The following is an 18,633-nucleotide window of genomic DNA, read 5'->3' on the forward strand; positions in this document are numbered from 1 at the left end:
GCGATTCGTTTGACCGGCTTGGGTGAGGCGCGAATACTCGGCAGCCAGATTGCCACAACCTGAGTGCGGCCGCATCAGGTTTTGGCATCTGCCGATAATTCTAACGACACAGGAGACGACATGCTTCACCATACGAGTAAGACTCTGATGAGTCTCGCCGTTGCCGGCGCTTGCGCTTGCATAAGCGCGGCCGCCCATGCGCAAACCGACGACACCACTACCAACGCTACGACGCTGCAGGACCAGATCCCGGAAGTGAAGGTCACCGCAACCCGCTACTCCACCTCGCTGCTGAAAACCCCATTGGCCGTCACGGCGCTGAGCCAGGACCAATTGACGCGCAAAGGCGCCACCAGCCTGCGTGACCTCAGCGGCGAAATGCCGAATGTCGTGATCGAAAACACCGGCCTCGATTCGGCGGTACAGATTACCATTCGCGGCATCACCTCCACCAATTTCACCGAAACCGGCGATCCGGCAGTCGGCTTCCACGTCGACGGCATGTACTCGCCGCGTCCACAGGGCGCGCAGGCGCTGATGTTCGACCTCGAACAGGTCGAGGTGCTGCGCGGCCCGCAAGGCACGCTGTTCGGCCGCAATTCCACCGGCGGCAGCGTCAACGTCATCCCCGCCAAGCCTGACTGGAGCGGCAACTACGGCAAGGCCGATCTCGATATCGGCAACTACAACAAGAAGCAGGTCAGCGTGGTGCAGAACATCACCGTCAACGACGCGCTGGCCCTGCGCGGCACCTTCATGAAAGTGCGGCGCGACGGTTACGCCAACCAGACGCGCGACGTCAGCGAAGCCAACGCACCGGCGCTGGGCTGGGTCCCGAACGGCAAGCCGGACGTGGACCAGCGCTTCAACCGCCATCTCGACGCCAGCGACTTCTACACCAACCAGGACCAATGGGCCGGCCGCTTTGGCGCGCTGCTGAAGATCAACCGCGACGTCACCGCCAAGGCGTCGTATGAAGAGTTCCAGGACTCCAGCGCCGGCGGCGCCGCCTTCCGCGATTGCGAAGCCGGCGCGGGAACGCGCTACGCCTGCACCGACCAGGGCAAATGGGACATCAACGTCAACGTGCCGGGCCAGATCGACATGAAGATCCGCACCTTGCGCACTGGCGTCAACTGGAACATCAACGACCACACCAACTTCGACTACACCTTCCAGGTCGCCGACCAGCGCCGCAACGAAATCACCGACGACGACAAGGGCTTGCAAAACGCCGCACCGTTCCAGATCACCGGCGCCTATCCGAATTCGAAGGACGGCAACTGGGCCACCTGGCCGCTGACGGATTCCTTCCACCGCACGCTCGATTCGCGCTACCTGTCGACCGTGCACGAAGCACAGCTCAAGCAGCAGCTGGGCAGCGTGAAGTACGTGGCCGGCCTGTTCTGGATGCATGAGCGGAACAACATCGACTACGAAATCACCAACACCATCCAGAAGCCTTACGGTGACGTCGGCAGCGTGCTGTATCACCAGCCGAACCGCCAGGTGGACGCCAAGGCGGCCTTCGCGCAGGCCGACTGGCAGTTCATGCCGACGTGGACCGCCACCGCCGGCGCGCGCTACAGCGTCGACAGCAAGGAGGACAAGGGCGGCGAGGTATATGGCGCCAACTGGATCGGCAACGCCGCCTACTACAACGGCCTGTATTCGCAAGGCACGCCCGGCACGCCGGGCTTCCACGTCCACGACGGCACCGACCTGACGCCGGCCATGGGCGGCAGCGTGGCGGCGTATCACTTGTATGGTTCGCCAACCTCCAACGACCACAAACAGACGTGGAACAAGATCACCTGGCGTCTCGGCCTGCAAAAACAGATCGACAACAACAAGATGGTGTACGGTTCGGTCTCCACCGGCTACAAAGCCGGCGGCTTCGCCGACAAGACCGACAGCTGCAATTACCACAAGTGCGCGGACGGCAAGCCGGGCGTGGTCACCTTCCTGCCTTACGAGCCGGAGACCGTGACCAACTATGAGCTGGGCTTCAAGGGCAAATTCCTGGAAAATCGCCTGAGCCTTTCGGCCACCGCCTTCTTCATGAAATACAAAGGTATGCAGCTGACCGGCACCTATTTCGTCAACCAGATCATTCCGGACAACGGCCTGCCCTGCCCGGCCGACCAGCCCAAGTGCGATGTGTATGAAACCTGGCGCACGATTAACGTTGGCAAGGTCAACATCCCCGGCCTGGAACTGGAGTGGGATTACAAGCCGTGGCGCGGCGGCCGCCTGGGCGGCGGCTTCGCCTACATCAATACCAGCGTGCATGACTTCAATTCGTACAGCGACGACTACCAGTGCGAAGTGCGCACGGAGCTTGGACTTCCGGCCTGCCCATCGGTCTACAACGGCGCGGATAAAACGCTGCTGGGCCGCCGTCTCGCCAACATTGAAGGCAACCATCTGCCGAACACGCCGAAGTACCAGTTCAACGTCAACTTCTCGCAGGAATTCGGACTCGAAAACGGCTACAAGCTGATTCCCTACGTGAAGGTGAACTGGCGCGACAAGGCCTACTTCGATTTGCTCAATTCCGACTTCGCGCACATCGGCCGCTACCAGAAGGCGTATGCGATGGGCGATGCGTCGCTGCGGTTGGAGGCGCCGGATGACAAGTGGCACGCGGAACTGTACGTCCGCAACCTCACCGACGAACATGCCAAGACCAGCACCGACTCGGCATTCGGCGGCTTCATGCGCGCCTACTATGTGGAGCCGCGCATGTATGGCTTCCGCGTCGGCGCCAACTTCTAACGTCGGCTTACCATCCCATCACGGCGCGGACCTGCGGCAGCAGGTCTGCGGCGATACTGATGTTCTGCTCCCTGGTCGGATGGCCGTCGAGGTCATCGCCAGGGTAGCCGGTGGACGCGATGGCGTGCACGCGGCGATCATCGACGCGGCGCACCGTTTCAGCGATATAGCCGCGCAGGGCGCCCTGTTTTTCATCGCGCAGGATGCCGCCTTCGGTCAGCATGATGTGCGCCTGCGGATGGTCCTTGAGCAGCGTGCGCACCAGCGAAACGTAGGCTTGCACATATTGCTCGCGCTCTGGAATCCCGATAGTCATGTCGTTGGTGCCGATGGCGACCACGATCGCGTCCGGGCGGTAGCTGCGATGGTCCCATGGCGTGGCGACGGGCTGGGTGGGCAGCGCCATGCCGTAGTAGTCGGCCAGGTTGAGTTCATTGGTCTTGCCCTCCCAGGTGCGGATCAGGCCACGGCCGCCGTAGCACACTAGTTGCACCTGAGCCTTGAGCTGTTGCGCCATCAGCATGCCGAAACTGGCGCGCGGGTTGGCCCACGAGGCGCCGCTCTTTTCGCCGGCGACGCGGTCTATCGATGCGCCGCAGGTGACGGAGTCGCCCAGCAGGAGCAGCTTGCGTTCGGGGAGCGCGGGCGGCGGCGCCCAGGCGCCGTCGGTATCGAAGCCGAGCAGCGCTGCATTGCCCTGCCAGGTTTCGGAGCGGTTGACGATTTCCACCGTGTGGCGGCCGGCGGGCAGTTCATCCGCCAGCACCAGCGTCTGGCGACCGGCGTCCAGCCGCAGCTTGCGCGGTGTGCCGTCGACGATCACGTCCAGATAGGTTTGATCGCCGCTGGCCTGCGCGGTGGCGGTCAGGCGCGTGCCTTCGAAGTTCAGGTAGAAGCTCACGCCGGGATAGCTGAATCGCACGCCGCCGTCAGCACCAACATCCGCACGTCCCATACGGGCGACGTGCGGATCGGCGGCGACGATGGATGCGGCAAGGACTGCTGCTGCAAACCACGTCATATGTTTACTCCATTAACTTGCGGATGTCGGGCAGCATGGCGTCGGCCCACAGCTGGTAGCCCTTTGCCGTCGGATGCAGGAAGTCGCCCATCACTTCGGCCGACATGTCGCCGTTCGGTTGCAGGAAGCTGCGGCCGTAGTCGTGATAGAACACCTGCTTGCCGTCGCCCAGCGTCGCCACCATGCGGTTGATCTCAATCACCTGCAAACGCGTCGGGGTGGTTGGGAGTTCGCCGTAAGGCAGCAAACCGTTGAGCAGGATGCGGCTGTCCGGATACAGCTTGCGCAGCTGCGCCACCACCGCCTTCACGCCGTCGAAGGCCTGCTTCGGCGTCGCGCCGCAGAAACCGAGGTTGTTGACGCCTATCGTCAGCACCACCAGTTTCGGATGCAGCTTCTCCGCGTGGCCGTTCTGCAGGCGCCACAGCAGGTTGCCCGTGTGGTCGCCGCCGATGCCGAAGTTGGCCGTGCGCCAGCTGCCGAAGGAGCGGTTCCAGACATCGGCGTTCCAGCCTTCCGTGATCGAATCGCCGACGAACAGCAGGTCCACCCCGCCCTTGTCGGCCACGTCCACATCTTCCTGGAACATCTGCTGCCAGCGTTGGCGCGACATCCAATGGTAATTGAGCTTGCGCGGCTCCGGCGTGGTGCTGCACACAGCGCCATCCGGCGCTTGCGGCTTGAGACGCAATAGCAGCGCGCTGTGCGGCGCCACCTTGGCTTCCAGCTTCTTGCCGGTGTCGCCGCTCTTCGCGCCCCAGATATCGCGCCAGTCGTAAACCGTCTGATTGAAGTCGGCCTCGCGCTTGCTCAGGTCATCGCTGATCTGGTGCTTTTTCCAGTCATGGCTGATCACCGCCGCCTCGTCGCCGCGATTGAGCACCATCAGCGCCCACTCGTTGTTCGCCAAGGGCTTGGCCCAGTATTCCAGCTTGCCGGCGTCCATGAACTTCCACGCCTGGATGCCCGCCTTGTCCTGGTTGATGGCGATGACGTCCTTGTTGGTGAGGATGCGGCGCGTAGCTTCCGGCATCTTGCGCAGGTCGTTGCCCAGGATGAGCGGTGACGCCATCATCGCCCAGATGGCGAAGTGGGCGCGGTCCTCGTCCTCCGTCATGCCCATGCCGACTTCCAGCATATCCATGTCGTTCCAGTGACCGGGGCCGGCGAACTTGCGCAGGCCGGCCTGCTTGTCGAGGATGCGCAGCACGCCCAGCGACGACCACGAGCCGTGACTGAATTCGCAATCCCAGCATGGGTAGATGTCGCCGGTGGTGCGCCACGAGTGGCCGACATCGGTGGCCCATTCCCATGGCTTGTTGTCGCCCCACTCGCACATGCTGAACAACATCGGCCGGCCGGCGCTCTGGATTGCATCGCGCATGGTGGTGTAGGCGCCGACGGCGTTCAGGCCCTTGGTGTCGCACCAGTCGTACTTGACGTAGTCCACGCCCCAGGATGCGTAGGTCTTGGCATCCTGGTACTCGTGGCCACGGCTGCCGGGACGGCCGCCGCAGGTGGTGGCGCCGGCGTCCGAGTAGATGCCCAGCTTGAGGCCCTTGCCGTGCACGTAGTCGGCCAGCGCCTTCATGCCGGACGGGAAGCGCTCGGAATCGGGATGGATCACGCCATCCTTGTCACGCTTGCCGTGCCAGCAGTCGTCGATGTTGACGTACTCGTAGCCGGCGTCCTTCAATCCCAGCTTGATCATCGAATCGGCGGTATCGCGGATCAGCTGTTCGTTGATGTTGCAGGCGAAGGTGTTCCAGCTGTTCCAGCCCATCTGCGGCGTGGCGGCCAGGCCGGCGAACTTCTGGGCGTAAGCGCTGCTGGCACCGCCGGCGGCCAGCGCCACCAGCAGCAGTCGGGTCAACAGGCGTTTCATCGCTTGATCGCGTTCAGGCGGTCGGCATACTCCTTAATCAGCAGCAGCGAGCTGACGTCGGAATCGAACACCGAGTACAGGCCCTGCTCTTCCTGCGGCGGATCGCCGACGAAGTCGTTGCCCGGTTTCCACCAGTAGTCGGCGTTGGCCGCGCGGCCGGCGCCGCCCCATGCCCAGAAGTTGAAGCCGGCGATAGGCTCGCCCTTGGCGGCGCGGGTAGCGACGATGTCGAACACTTCGCGGTAGAAGCGGTCGCGGATCTTGGTGGTGGCTTTGATGCTGAACGATGGGCCGTCGCGGTCCAGGCCAAATTCTTCCAGCACGATAGGCTTGCCCAACTGCTTGGCCAAATCGATGTGCGAGTTCAGGTAGTCGCGGCTCTTGGCGATGGCGTTGTCCCAGCTGCCGGTCGGGTTGTTGGAATCGAACCAGCCCCAGTTCTTCGGCCACAGGTGGTAGGTCAGGTAGTCGATGTTCTTGGTGCGGTGGGCGTCGAGGAACAGCTGCTGATCCTGCGCGGAACCGGCCAGGCCTTCGCTGCCGCTGCTGACCAGGTGATTCTTGTCCAGGCTATGGATGTAGGCGGCCACTTCGTCCACCCACTTGACGTAGACTGCTTTTTCTTCAGGCGTGGCCTTGCCGTTGCCTGGGCGCGGCTCGTTCGCCAGCTGCCAGGACATGATGTGCGCATCTTCGGAATACGGCTTGCCGGTGATGGTGTTGACGCGCTTGACGATGCTGGCGATCACCTTGCGGTACTCGGCCTGCGCGGCGGCGTTGCGGTAGAAGCCTGCGGTCTTCTGCATATAGGTGTCGTAGTCCTTGGTCACGTTCGGGTCCAGCGCCGGCGTGCCTTCGAACCAGTTCAGGTACTGCGTCATGCCGCCCGACCATTGCCAGAAGTTGTTCAGATAGAGGACGACGGTCATATCGCGCTTGGCCACTTCGGCCATCAGGAAGTCGAGGCCGACCAGCAGGTCTTCATCGTACTTGCCGGGGGCGGAGGTGGTGGCCGGGCTGACGGCGCTTTTCATCTCGGTTTTTTCGGAGACCGCCAGCACGCGCAGGTTGTTGATGCCGATGGCCTTCATGTTATCCAGCTCTTTGAGCAGTCGCGCGCGCTCGCCGACACCGTTGGCGGCGCCCAGGTAGCCGCCGTACCAGAAGTTGGCGCCGGCGATGTAGTAAGCCTTGCCTTTGCGGTCGAAGTGGGTTTTCTTGACGGTGACGAAGTCGCCCTTGGCGGCAGGCGCCGCCGCGACGATGCCGCATGCGCCGATCATCAGCGCGGTGGCGCAGAATTTGTACAGTTGTTTCAAGTTTCGCTCCTTGGTTTTTTATTTGCCTGTTACGTTCAGCGTGCGTTGTTGCAGCTGGACGGTGGTACTCGCGGCCTTCGTGTCTGCCGAATCTTGCGCCAGCAGGATTTTGTAGCCGCCTTTGGCGATGCGCCAGGTTTTGCTGCGGCTGTCGTACATGCCCAGCAGGCGCGCATCGACCGTGACGCTGACTTCCTTGCTCTCACCCGGCTCCAGTTCAACCTTGTCCCAGCCGGCCAGGCGCTTCGGCGCTTCCCATTTGGCGTTCAACGGCGCCACGTACAGCTGCGGCACGTCTTTGCCTTTTACCGCGCCGGTGTTGGTGACCTTGAAGCTCACCGACAGCTTGCCGTCCTTCTGGCTTGCCGCCAGTCCCGAATAGCTGAAGCGCGTGTACGACAGGCCGTGGCCGAACGGGAACAGCGGCTTCAGTCCTTTCAGGTCGAACCACTTGTACCCGACCGCCGCGCCTTCGTGATAATTCACCGTGAAGCGCTCCGCTTCGTTCTTCGGATCGCCGTCCAGTTTCGGCCGTGGCAGCTGGCTTTCCGATGCCGGGAACGTCGCCGGCAAGTGGCCCGATGGATTGACTTCGCCGAACAGCACGCGCGCGATCGCTTCGCCGCCGCTGGTGCCCGGATACCATGCCTGCAGAATGCCCGCCGCCTTGTCCACCCACGGCATCAGCACCGGACCGGAAGTCTCCAGCACCACCACGGTTTTCGGATTGGCCTTGGTGACCGCGCCGATCAATGCATCCTGGTTGTCCGGCAGCGCCAGCGAGACGGCGTCCAGCGCCTCGCCCACCCAATGCTGCGCAAACACCAGCACCACATCCGCATCGGCTGCGGCCTGCGCGGCGGCGACCGGATCGCGGCCGTCGTTATAGATCACCTTCGCGCCCGGCGCACGCGCCTGAATCGCCTTCATCGGCGAGGACGGGTGGAACATCACCGGTCCAGGCCAGGCGGTCGGCGCGATGCCCGGAGCGGCGTTGCCACCGACCGGATACACCAGCGATGAACCGCCGCCGGCCAGCACGCCGACATCCGCATGCGCGCCGATGATGACGATCTTTTTAGCGCCGGCTTTCAGCGGCAGCACATCGCCCTGGTTCTTCAGCAGGACCATGCTTTCTTCGGCGTCGGTGCGGCTGACCAGCGCGTGTGCGGCGTAGTCGATGGCGCCGCCTTCGGCCACCGGGTTGTCAACCACGCCCTTGTCGAACATGGCGCGCAGCACGCGGAACACCATGTTATCCAGACGCGCCTGCGGCACGTGGCCGTTGGTCACCGCCTCCTCCAGCGCGCCGCCGAAGTATTGCGACTTGTCGAACTCCCAGCCGGACTGCTGGTCCAGGCCGGCGTTGGCCGCTTCCACCGTGCTGTGGGTCGCGCCCCAGTCGGTCATGACGTAGCCCTTGTAGCCCCAGTCTTTCTTCAGCACCTGGTTCAGCAGATAGTCGCTCTCGCAGGCATACACGCCGTTCAGGCGGTTGTAGGAGCACATCACGGAACCGGGATCGGCCTGCTCCATCAGAAACTGGAAGGCCAGCAGGTCGGACATGCGGTTGCTGGCGTCATCCAATCGCGCATCGAGCACGAAGCGGCCGGTCTCCTGATCGTTGACGGCGTAGTGCTTCATGGTGGCGATGATGTTGTTGGACTGGATGCCCTTGACCTGCTGCGCCACCATCACGCCGGCCAGCAGCGGATCTTCACCCGCGTATTCGAAGTTGCGGCCGTTGCGCGGCTCGCGCAGCAGGTTGACGCCGCCCGCCAGCATGACGTTGAAGCCGGAGGCGCGAGCTTCCGCGCCGATCATGGCGCCGCCCTTGTAGGCCAGTGCGCGATCCCAGGTGGCGGTGGTGGCGAGGCCGGACGGCAGCGAGGTGCGTTCGCGCGGCGTCTTGGTCGCCTGCGTCGCCACACCCAGGCCGGCGTCGGTTTCAAACAGCGCCGGCAAGCCGAGGCGCGGCACGCCTTCGATATAACCTGCGGAGAACGGCAGCGCGGCCGGATGCTTCTTGGTCTTGTTGGCGAAGTCCGAACCGAAGTGGCCCAGCACCCACTTGAGTTTCTCCTGCTGGGTCATGGCTTTCAACGCCAGCTCCGCGCGCTTGTCGGCGCCCAGCGACTTGTCCATCCACGGCTCCGCCGCCTGCGCCGAGAAGGCGGCCAGCGCCAGCGCCACTGCGAGCTTCATTTTCATACGGTCTCCTTGTTGTTATACATGCCGGCGTACTTTACGCCGAAGTAGAGAATAAAGGTGTAGCAGGCGGCCGGCACGAAGAACGACCATTGCAGGCCGATGGTGTCGGCCAACAGGCCCTGTGCGAACGGCACCAGCGCGCCGCCGACAATGGCCATGCACAGGATGCCGGAGCCCTGGCCGGTCTGCTTGCCCAGCTTGTGCAGCGCCATGCTGAAGATGGTCGGGAACATGATGGAGTTGAACAGGCCGACGGCGATGATAGACCACATGGCCAACTGGCCGCTGCCGAAGATCGCCACCAGGATCAGGATGATGGACGCGGCCGAGTTGAAGGCCAGCGCCTTGCCGGGACTGACGTAGCGCATGACGGCGAAGCGGATGAAGCGGCCGACCATGGCGCCGCCCCAGTAGTAGCTGACGTAGTGCGCGGCCTCGCCGGCCGGCAGGCTGGCGATGTTGGCTTCACCCATGAAGTTGATCAGGAAGCTGCCGATGCTGACCTCACCGCCCACGTACAGGAAGATGCCGATGGCGCCCAGCAGCAAATGGCGATGCGCCAGCACCTTGGTCTGGACCGAGGACACGGCGCCGCCGTCGTCGTCGCCGGCGTGGCTGATCTTCGGCAGGCGCACCAGCGCAAACAGCACGGCCAGCGCCAGCAGGGCGCCGGCCAGCGCCAGGTAAGGGCCTTGCACGGCGGCCGCCTCCTCCGCCTTGGTGCGTACCACGGCGGTCACGCCTTCCGACAGAATCAGCATGCCGCCCAGCGCAGGGGCGATGGTGGTGCCCAGCGAGTTGAAGGCCTGCGTCAGCGTCAGGCGGCTGGAGGCGGTGGCCGGAGCGCCGAGCACCGTCACGTAAGGATTGGCGGCCACCTGCAGGATGGTGATGCCGCTGGCCAGCACGAAGAACGCCAGCAGGAACAAGGCGTAGCCGCTGGTGGAGGCCGGGAAGAACAATGCGCAACCGGCGGCGGCCAGCACCAGGCCGCTGACGGCGCCGCGCTGGTAACCGATCTTCTTGATCAGCATACCGGCCGGCAGCGAGACGATGAAGTAGGCGCCGAAGAAGCAGAACTGCACCAGCATGGCCTGCACATAGGTCAGGGTGTAGATCGATTTCAGGTGCGGAATCAGCACGTCGTTTAGCGACGTTAGCAGGCCCCACATGAAGAATAGCAGCGTGATGATGACCAGCGGCGCGGTGTTGCCGCTCTCCGTATGGTCGTGCGGGCGCAAAGTTGCGGATGCAACGTGTTCCATAGATGTCTCCTCGTATGGTTTTTGTATTAGTGAAAAGATTCTCACCACTTGCACGGCCTCGGTCAAACAACATATGGAATTTGGTCGCAGTTTAGCCATCTTCACTAAACGCTATGCGTTTAGTAAATTACGCTAAACTCAAAGGCCAAGTCGATATGGCGTTTGACCGTCAATAGACGCCTATGCAAGACTGCATTCACACGAGGAGACACAATAAAAATGGGCACCAACGTAACGATCAGGGACATCGCCCGCGTCGCCGGCGTGTCGGCGGGGACGATTTCGCGCGCCCTGAAGAATGAACCAGGACTGACCGAAGCGACGCGCCAGATGGTCATCGATACCGCACGCTCGCTGGGCTACGACTTTTGCAAGCTGCGCCCGAAACGCCTGCGCCGCCTGACTTTCCTGCTACACCGCCAGCACAACACCGCCTCCAGCAGTCCGTTCTATTCGCCGGTGCTGCACGGCGCCGAGGAAGCCTGCCGCAAGCAGGGCATCGTGCTGTCGTTCATGGCGGTGGGGCCGGCCGATGGCCTGATCGACCAGATCCGCATGCACGCGCCGGACGGCATCGTGTGCGCCGGTTTCTTCGAGCCCGAAACCCTGAGCGCCCTGCGCTCGACCGGCAAGCAGTTGGTGCTGATCGATATGAAGCTGCGCGGCTACAGCTCCGTCAATCCGGACAATATGATGGGCGGCTACCTGGCCACCCGCCACCTGATCGACACCGGCCGCACGCGTGTCGGTTTCATTTCCGGCCCGCTGGCGCACTACAGCATCCGCGAACGCGCGCGCGGCTACCGCCAGGCGCTGTTCGAAGAAGGTATCCTGGCCGATCCGCGCCTGGAAGCCTTCCTGCCCGACGGCGTGGAACTGGAGACCGGCGCCTGGGAAGCGATGGAGCAGTTGCTCGACCTGCCGCATCCGCCGGACGCGGTGTTCTGCTACAACGACAGCGCGGCGCTGGTGGCGATGCGCTGCTGCCTGGCGCGGGGCCTGAAGGTCCCGCACGATATCGCCATCGTCGGTTTCGACGATATCTCGACCGCCGTGCTGGGGCACCGTCCCCTGACCACGCTGCGCATCGATAAAAAATCCCTGGGTGCGTTGGGCGTGGATTTACTGCTCAACGGCCCGCACGACGTACCGGTGGAGCAGATCTCGCCGGTGGAATTAATCATCCGCGCCAGCACCGTAACGGAAGGCTGGCGGCCCAAGAACCTGGTAACTTTCAAACGGACCTGAAGATGGCCCCTGATTTTCGATCACGCACCACCCTGCTGAACCACATTCGCCACACCAAGCATTTCTACGATGCGCGCTGCACCGATCCTAGCGGCGGCCTGTATCACTTCTATAAAGATGATGGCACGGTCTACGACGCCCACACGCGCCATCTGGTCAGCAGCACGCGCTTCGTTTTTAACTATGCGATGGCCTGGCGGCAGTTCGGCGATGTCGCGGATCGCCAGCGCCTGCGCCACGCGCTGGCCTTCCTGCGCGACGCCCACCGCGATCCAGCCACCGGCGGCTACGCCTGGCAGCTGGATTGGAACCACGGCGAGCGCCGCATCACCGACGGCACCAACCACTGCTACGGCCTGGCGTTCGTGCTGCTGGCCTACAGCCACGCGCTGATGGCCGGCGAAACGCAAGCCGCGCCGTGGATCGATGAAACCTTTGAACTGATGGAGCAGCGCTTCTGGGATGCGCAGCACGGCCTGTACGCCGACGAGGCCAGCGCCGACTGGTCGCACCTGGACGGCTATCGCGGCCAGAACGCCAATATGCACACCTGCGAGGCGTTGATCGCCGCGTTCGAAGCAACCGGCAACCGCGCCTACCTGCTGCGCGCGGAAACGCTGGCGCACAACATCGCCGTGCGCCAGGCCGCGCTGGCCGACAACCTGGTGTGGGAGCACTACCACGCCGATTGGACCGTCGATACGGAATACAACCGCCACGACAAGAGCAATATCTTCCGCCCGTGGGGCTACCAGCCGGGCCACCTGACCGAGTGGGCCAAGCTGCTGCTGCTGCTGGAGCGCCACGGCGCGCAACTGGCCAACAATCCGAACTGGCTGCTGCCGCGTGCGGTGGAGCTGTTCGATGCGGCGCTGTCCAAGGCCTGGGACCATGAACACGGCGGCATCTACTACGGCTTCGCGCCGGACGGCAGCATCTGCGACGATCTCAAATATTTCTGGGTGCAGGCCGAGAGCCTGGCCACCGCCGCCCTGCTCGCGGGCCGCACCGGCGAGGCGCGCTACTGGACCTGGTACGACAAGATCTGGGCCTATAGCTGGGAGCATTTCGTCGACCATCAGCATGGCGCGTGGTACCGCATCCTCGGCGCCGACAACAGCAAGCTGACCGACGAGAAAAGCCCGGCCGGCAAGGTGGACTACCACACCATGGGCGCCTGCTATGAAGTGCTCAACGTGTTGAAGAAGGACTGACATGACGGCCTTCCCGATCTTTGTAGCGGCGGGCGAAGCGCTCACCGACATGGTGGTGCAGGACGGCGCGCAAGAACAGTGGCTGAGCAAAGTGGGCGGCTCGACCTGGAATGTGGCGCGCACCATGGCCAGGCTGGAAGTGCCGACCGCGTTCGCGGGCGCCATCAGCAACGACGTCTTCGGCGACGCACTGTGGCAAGCCAGCGACACGGCGCGGCTGGATCTGCGCTTCTTGCAGCGCACCAGCCACGCGCCGCTGCTGGCGATTGTGCACCGCACCGATCCACCCGCCTATTTCTTCATCGGCGACGACAGCGCCGACCTGCATTTCGATGCGGCCCTGCTGCCGGAAGGCTGGCGCGCGCACTGCAAGTGGGCGCACTTCGGCGGCATCAGCCTGGCGCGCGAACCGCTGGCGGGCAAGCTGGTGGCGCTGGCCGAACAGCTCAAGGGCGACGGCGTCCGCATCAGCTACGATCCAAACTATCGGCTGCTGATGGACCAGCGCTACGACGCCACGCTGCGCCGCATGACGGCGCTGGCCGACGTGGTGAAGGTGTCCGAGGAGGACCTGGAAGGCCTGTTCCGCACGAAGGATATCGACAGCGCCTTCGCCACCCTGCGCAGCTGGAATCCGGCCGCCACCTATTTGTATACCAAGGGCGGCGAAGGCGCCTCGCTGCACATCGGCGACGCCATGTGGTCGCTGCCGGCGCCGAAGATCACGGTGGTCGACACCGTCGGCGCGGGCGACGCCAGCATCGCGGCGCTGGCGTGGAGCATGCTGCACCGCAGCGACGCGACACCTTTGCAGCACCTGCAGTTCGCCGTGGCCGCCGGCGCGGCGGCCTGTATGGCGCAAGGGGCGTCGCCGCCATCGCTGGCGCAGATCGAGGAGCTGGCGGCAAACTTGTCTTAAGGTCCATGCCGAAAGATAGGTATGAGGTGAATTGCAACAATTAATACAATTCTGCACTCAAATTCTATGGTGCGCGGTGCTACACTCGGTCAGTCATTCGACGAAAGAGAGGACACCATGAACCAGATGTCACGGCGCCAGTTCCTTCGGGTTACCGGCGCGACCATCGCGGGTTCGAGCATCGCGCTGCTGGGCTTTGCCCCGGCCACGGCCCTGGCCGAGGTCCGGCAATACAAGCTGGCGCGCAGCACGGAAACCCGCAACACCTGCCCATACTGCTCCGTCGGTTGCGGCATCCTGATGTACGGCCTGGGTGACGGCGCCAAGAACGCCGCAGCCAGCATCATCCACATCGAAGGCGACGCCGACCACCCGGTCAACCGCGGCACCCTGTGCCCGAAAGGCGCCAGCCTGATCGACTTCATCCACTCGCCCAACCGCCTGCTGGTGCCGGAATACCGCGCACCCGGCGCCGCCGACTGGAGCCCGATCTCGTGGGATGACGCGCTGACCCGCATCGCCAAGTTGATGAAGGAGGATCGTGACGCCAACTTCATCGAAAAAACCGCCGACGGTAAAACCGTCAATCGCTGGACCACCACCGGCATGCTGTGCGCGTCGGCGTCCAGCAATGAAGTCGGCTACCTGACACATAAAACCATGCGTGCCACTGGCATGCTCCCATTCGACAATCAAGCACGCGTATGACACGGTCCAACGGTGGCAGGTCTTGCCTCGACATTTGGACGTGGTGCGATGACGAATCACTGGGTCGACATCAAAAATGCGGATGTCATCCTGGTCATGGGCGGCAACGCGGCGGAAGCACACCCTTGCGGGTTTAAATGGGTCACTGAAGCGAAAGCGCATCGCGGCGCCAAGCTGATTGTGGTCGATCCGCGCTTTACCCGAACCGCTTCGGTGGCGGACTACTACGTCCCTACCCGTACCGGTGCGGACATCGTGTTCCTGGGCGGGATCATCAACTACCTGCTCACCAACGACAAGATCCAGCACGAGTACGTCCGCAATTACACGGACATGCCGTTCATCGTGCGCGAAGACTTCGCCTTCAACGACGGCCTGTTCTCGGGCTGGGACGAGAAGGTCGGCAAGTACACCGACAAGAGCAGCTGGAACTACGAGATGGGCGACGACGGCTACGCCAAGATCGACCCGACGCTCGAACATCCGCGCTGCGTGTACCAGCTGATGAAGCAGCACTACGCGCGCTACACGCCGGCCATGGTGGAAAAAGTCTGCGGCGTGCCGCCGGAGAAATTCAACCACGTGGCCGAAATGCTGGCATCGACCGCCGTGCCGGGCCGCGCCGCGACCATCCTGTATGCACTGGGCTGGACCCAGCACTCGACCGGCGCGGAAACCCTGCGCACCGGCGCCATGGTGCAGCTCCTGCTCGGGAATATCGGCATCGCCGGCGGCGGCATGAACGCGCTGCGCGGGCACTCCAACATCCAGGGCCTGACCGACCTGGGGCTGCTGACCAATATGCTGCCTGGCTACCTGTCGCTGCCCGGCGAGGCGGAACAGGATTGGGAAGCATATGTGGCCAAGCGCGCGCTCAAACCGCTGCGCCCGAATCAGCTCAGCTACTTCAGCAACTCGAAGAAATTCCTGGTCTCCTTCATGAAGTCCTGGTGGGGCGACGCCGCCACCGAGGAGAACAACTACGCCTTCGACTACCTGCCCAAGCTCGATAAGCCCTACGACATGATGCAGGCCTTCGAGCTGATGAACCAGGGGAAGATGAACGGCTACATCTGCCAGGGCTTCAACATCCTGGCCTCGGCGCCGGACAAGCAGAAGATCACCGACTCGCTGTCCAAGCTCAAATGGCTGGTGGTGATGGACCCGCTGGCGGTGGAAACCGCCGAATTCTGGCGGCCGTTCGGCGAGTTCCACCAGGTCGATTCCTCCAAGATCCAGACCGAAGTGTTCCGCCTGCCGACCACCTGCTTCGCCGAAGAGCGCGGCTCGCTGGTGAGCTCCTCGCGCGTGCTGCAGTGGCACTGGCAAGGCGCCGAAGGTCCGGGCCAGGTGAAGAGCGACCTGGAAATCATGTCCGGCATCTTCCAGCGCATGAAGAAGGCCTATCAGAAGGATGGCGGCAAGTTCCCCGATCCGATCGTGAACCTGACCTGGAGCTACGCCAACCCGATGAGCCCAACGCCAGAAGAACTGGCGATGGAGTACAACGGCAAGGCGCTCAAGGAGCTGACCGATCCGAAGGATCCTACCAAGGTAATCCTGAAGAAGAACGAACAGCTGGCCGGCTTTGCGCAACTGCGCGACGACGGCAGCACGGCTTGCGGTTGCTGGATCTTCGCAGGTGCGTGGACGGCCGCCGGCAACCAGATGGGACGGCGCGACAACAGCGATCCGACCGGCATCGGCCAGACGCTGAACTGGGCCTGGGCCTGGCCGGCCAACCGCCGCGTGCTGTACAACCGCGCCTCGTGCGACCCGAAAGGCAAGCCGTGGGATCCGACCCGCAAGCTGATCGCGTGGAACGGCACCGCATGGGGCGGCGCCGACGTGCCGGACTTCAAGGCGGACGAGCCGCCGGAAAACGGCATGGGACCGTTCATCATGCTGGCCGAAGGCGTGGCCCGCTTCTTCTCGCGCGATGCGATGGCCGAGGGACCATTCCCCGAGCACTACGAGCCGTTCGAGTCGCCGGTGGGGCACAACCCCATGCACCCGAACAATCCGCGTGCGTACAACAATCCTGCGGCGCGCATGTTCCCCGGCGACCGCGCCAAGCTGGGCAAAAAGGAAGAGTATCCGCACGTGGCGACCAGCTATCGCCTCACGGAGCACTTCCACTACTGGACCAAGCATGCGCGCCTGAACGCCATCATCCAGCCGGAGCAGTTCATTGAAATCGGCGAGGAGCTGGGGAAGGAAATCGGCGTGGCGCATGGCGACCGCGTGAAGGTCTCCTCCAAGCGCGGGCACATCGTGGCGAAAGCCGTGGTGACCAAGCGGATCAAGGCCTTGATCATCGATGGCAAGAAGACCCACCAGGTCGGACTGCCGATCAACTTCGGGTTCAAGGGGCTCACCAAACCGGGCTACTTGATCAACACGCTGACGCCTACCGTAGGCGACGGCAATTCACAGACACCGGAATTCAAGTCGTTCCTGGTGAAAGTGGAAAAAGCCTGAGCGGCCGGGGAGAACAGATATGTCACTACAATCACTTGATATCAAGCGCATGTCGGCGACGACGGTGCAGACACCGGTGGCGCGCACGCCGGTGACCGGCACCGTCGCCAAGCTGATCGACGTTTCGAAGTGCATCGGCTGCAAGGCTTGCCAGACCGCCTGCATGGAGTGGAACGACCTGCGCGACGAGGTGGGTGAAACCACCGGCGTGTACGACAACCCGATCGACCTGACGGCGCAATCCTGGACCGTGATGCGGTTCTCGGAATACGAGAACACCAAGGGCGATCTCGAATGGCTGATCCGCAAGGACGGCTGCATGCACTGCGAGGATCCGGGCTGCCTGAAAGCCTGCCCGGCGCCGGGCGCCATCGTCCAGTACACCAACGGCATCGTGGATTTCCATCAGGAGAACTGCATTGGCTGCGGCTACTGTGTGGCCGGTTGCCCGTTCGACGTGCCGCGCATTTCCAAGCAGGACAGCCGCGCCTACAAGTGCACCTTGTGCTCGGACCGCGTGGCTGTCGGCCAGGAACCGGCGTGCGTGAAGACCTGCCCCACCGGCGCCATCGTGTTCGGCACCAAGGAGGACATGAAGCACCACGCGGAGGAACGCATCACCGACCTGAAGTCGCGCGGCTTCGCCAACGCCGGCTTGTACGATCCGGCCGGCGTGGGCGGCACGCACGTGATGTATGTGCTGCACCATGCGGACCAGCCAACGCTGTACCACGGCCTGAAAAAAGACCCGAGCATCGGCATCACGGTGGGACTGTGGAAGGGGCTGACCAAGCCGCTGGCTTTGGCGGGCATCGCCATGACGGCGCTGGCGGGCTGGTTCCACTATTCGCGCGTGGGTCCGAACGAGGTGTCGCGGGACGAGGAAGCGGAGGCGCTGCAGGAGGTTAAACGCATCAGGGAGGAAGCACCATGAGCTCACCCAACCGCGATAAGGACGGCAATCCGCTGATCCAGCGTTACACGCCCAATGAGCGTAGCAACCACTGGGTCACCGCCATCTGCTTTGTGCTGCTGGCGGTATCCGGGCTGGCCATGTTCCACCCGGCGACGTCCTGGATGGCCGTGTTCCTGGGCGGCGGCCAGTGGACGCGCATCCTCCACCCGTTCATCGGGCTGGTGATGTTCGTCTCGTTCGCGCTGCTGGTGGTGCGCTTCTGGCGCCACAACCGCATCGACGCGGGCGACAAGCAGTGGCTGCGGCAAATGGACGATGTGCTCAACAACCGCGAAGAAAAGCTGCCCAAGGTCGGCAAGTACAACGCCGGCCAGAAGCTGCTGTTCTTCGTGCTGATCGCCAGCATGTGCGGCCTGCTGCTGTCGGGGATCGTGATCTGGCGCGCGTACTTCGCGTTCTACTTCCCGATCGAAATCGTGCGGCTGGCGGCGCTGCTGCATGCGTTCTGTGCGTTTGTGATGATTTGTTCAATCATCGTGCATATTTATGCGGCGTTCTGGGTCAAGGGTTCGATCGGGGCGATGGTGCGCGGTACGGTTACTTATGGATGGGCGCGCAAGCACCATGCGCGCTGGTTTGAGGAGGTGGTTCGCAAGAGCCGCGACTAG

12 protein-coding genes are annotated in these 18,633 nt (G+C 63.3%); 7 read left to right on the forward strand and 5 right to left on the reverse strand.

What is annotated here, in order from left to right; all coding sequences use genetic code 11:
* The first annotated feature begins 147 nt into the window (after window positions 1-147).
* Window positions 148-2,778, forward strand: coding sequence for a TonB-dependent receptor (locus ACXZ1M_RS03970; protein ID WP_459051906.1), 2,631 nt, complete (start codon window positions 148-150; stop codon window positions 2,776-2,778).
* Window positions 2,779-2,785: 7 nt separating this feature from the next.
* Here ACXZ1M_RS03970 and axe2C read toward each other — a convergent pair whose 3' ends face one another.
* The 5 genes from axe2C to ACXZ1M_RS03995 are packed head-to-tail and all read right to left on the reverse strand — an operon-like array spanning window position 2,786 to window position 10,479.
* Window positions 2,786-3,799, reverse strand: a complete 1,014-nt coding sequence (gene axe2C / locus ACXZ1M_RS03975) for a bifunctional acetylxylan esterase/glucomannan deacetylase AxeC2 (RefSeq protein ID WP_459051907.1) — start codon at window positions 3,797-3,799, stop codon at window positions 2,786-2,788.
* 4 nt (window positions 3,800-3,803) lie between these two features.
* Entirely contained in the window at window positions 3,804-5,684 is a 1,881-nt protein-coding gene (locus tag ACXZ1M_RS03980) for a GDSL-type esterase/lipase family protein (protein ID WP_459051908.1), read from the reverse strand.
* A complete protein-coding gene (locus tag ACXZ1M_RS03985; protein ID WP_459051909.1) occupies window positions 5,681-7,003 on the reverse strand; it encodes a glycoside hydrolase 5 family protein in 1,323 nt (440 codons plus the stop codon). Before ACXZ1M_RS03985 ends, ACXZ1M_RS03980 begins: the two co-directional genes overlap by 4 nt.
* 18 nt (window positions 7,004-7,021) lie before the next feature.
* On the reverse strand, window positions 7,022-9,214 hold the full coding sequence (locus ACXZ1M_RS03990; protein WP_459051910.1) for a beta-glucosidase family protein: 2,193 nt from the start codon (window positions 9,212-9,214) through the stop codon (window positions 7,022-7,024).
* The gene (locus ACXZ1M_RS03995) at window positions 9,211-10,479 is read right to left on the reverse strand and encodes a sugar MFS transporter (protein ID WP_459051911.1); all 1,269 of its coding nucleotides are present in this window, start codon (window positions 10,477-10,479) and stop codon (window positions 9,211-9,213) included. Before ACXZ1M_RS03995 ends, ACXZ1M_RS03990 begins: the two co-directional genes overlap by 4 nt.
* A gap of 219 nt (window positions 10,480-10,698) precedes the next feature.
* Between ACXZ1M_RS03995 and ACXZ1M_RS04000 the strand changes: the two genes are divergently transcribed.
* The 6 genes from ACXZ1M_RS04000 (at window position 10,699) to ACXZ1M_RS04025 (ending at window position 18,633) form a co-directional block, all read left to right on the forward strand.
* Complete coding sequence (locus ACXZ1M_RS04000) at window positions 10,699-11,727, forward strand: LacI family DNA-binding transcriptional regulator (protein WP_459051912.1); 1,029 nt, start codon at window positions 10,699-10,701, stop codon at window positions 11,725-11,727.
* Window positions 11,728-11,729: 2 nt separating this feature from the next.
* On the forward strand, window positions 11,730-12,941 hold the full coding sequence (locus ACXZ1M_RS04005) for an AGE family epimerase/isomerase (RefSeq protein WP_459051913.1): 1,212 nt from the start codon (window positions 11,730-11,732) through the stop codon (window positions 12,939-12,941).
* Window position 12,942: 1 nt separating this feature from the next.
* Window positions 12,943-13,860 (forward strand): carbohydrate kinase family protein, encoded by a 918-nt coding sequence (locus ACXZ1M_RS04010; protein ID WP_459051914.1) that lies wholly within the window; start codon window positions 12,943-12,945, stop codon window positions 13,858-13,860.
* A gap of 117 nt (window positions 13,861-13,977) precedes the next feature.
* Window positions 13,978-17,049, forward strand: a complete 3,072-nt coding sequence (gene fdnG / locus ACXZ1M_RS04015; protein WP_459051915.1) for a formate dehydrogenase-N subunit alpha — start codon at window positions 13,978-13,980, stop codon at window positions 17,047-17,049.
* Window positions 17,050-17,068: 19 nt separating this feature from the next.
* Complete coding sequence (gene fdxH / locus ACXZ1M_RS04020) at window positions 17,069-17,983, forward strand: formate dehydrogenase subunit beta (protein WP_459051916.1); 915 nt, start codon at window positions 17,069-17,071, stop codon at window positions 17,981-17,983.
* Window positions 17,980-18,633, forward strand: a complete 654-nt coding sequence (locus ACXZ1M_RS04025; RefSeq protein WP_459051917.1) for a formate dehydrogenase subunit gamma — start codon at window positions 17,980-17,982, stop codon at window positions 18,631-18,633. Before fdxH ends, ACXZ1M_RS04025 begins: the two co-directional genes overlap by 4 nt.

It is taken from the genome of Duganella paludis, assembly GCF_054461335.1.

Coding starts and splice junctions, on each gene's coding strand:
- ACXZ1M_RS03970 (WP_459051906.1), top strand. CDS start 148: ATGAGTCTCGCCGTTGCCGGCGCTTGCGCTTGCATAAGCGCGGCCGCC.
- axe2C (WP_459051907.1), bottom strand. CDS start 3,799: ATGACGTGGTTTGCAGCAGCAGTCCTTGCCGCATCCATCGTCGCCGCC.
- ACXZ1M_RS03980 (WP_459051908.1), bottom strand. CDS start 5,684: ATGAAACGCCTGTTGACCCGACTGCTGCTGGTGGCGCTGGCCGCCGGC.
- ACXZ1M_RS03990 (WP_459051910.1), bottom strand. CDS start 9,214: ATGAAAATGAAGCTCGCAGTGGCGCTGGCGCTGGCCGCCTTCTCGGCG.
- ACXZ1M_RS03995 (WP_459051911.1), bottom strand. CDS start 10,479: ATGGAACACGTTGCATCCGCAACTTTGCGCCCGCACGACCATACGGAG.
- ACXZ1M_RS04000 (WP_459051912.1), top strand. CDS start 10,699: ATGGGCACCAACGTAACGATCAGGGACATCGCCCGCGTCGCCGGCGTG.
- ACXZ1M_RS04005 (WP_459051913.1), top strand. CDS start 11,730: ATGGCCCCTGATTTTCGATCACGCACCACCCTGCTGAACCACATTCGC.
- ACXZ1M_RS04010 (WP_459051914.1), top strand. CDS start 12,943: ATGACGGCCTTCCCGATCTTTGTAGCGGCGGGCGAAGCGCTCACCGAC.
- fdxH (WP_459051916.1), top strand. CDS start 17,069: ATGTCACTACAATCACTTGATATCAAGCGCATGTCGGCGACGACGGTG.
- ACXZ1M_RS04025 (WP_459051917.1), top strand. CDS start 17,980: ATGAGCTCACCCAACCGCGATAAGGACGGCAATCCGCTGATCCAGCGT.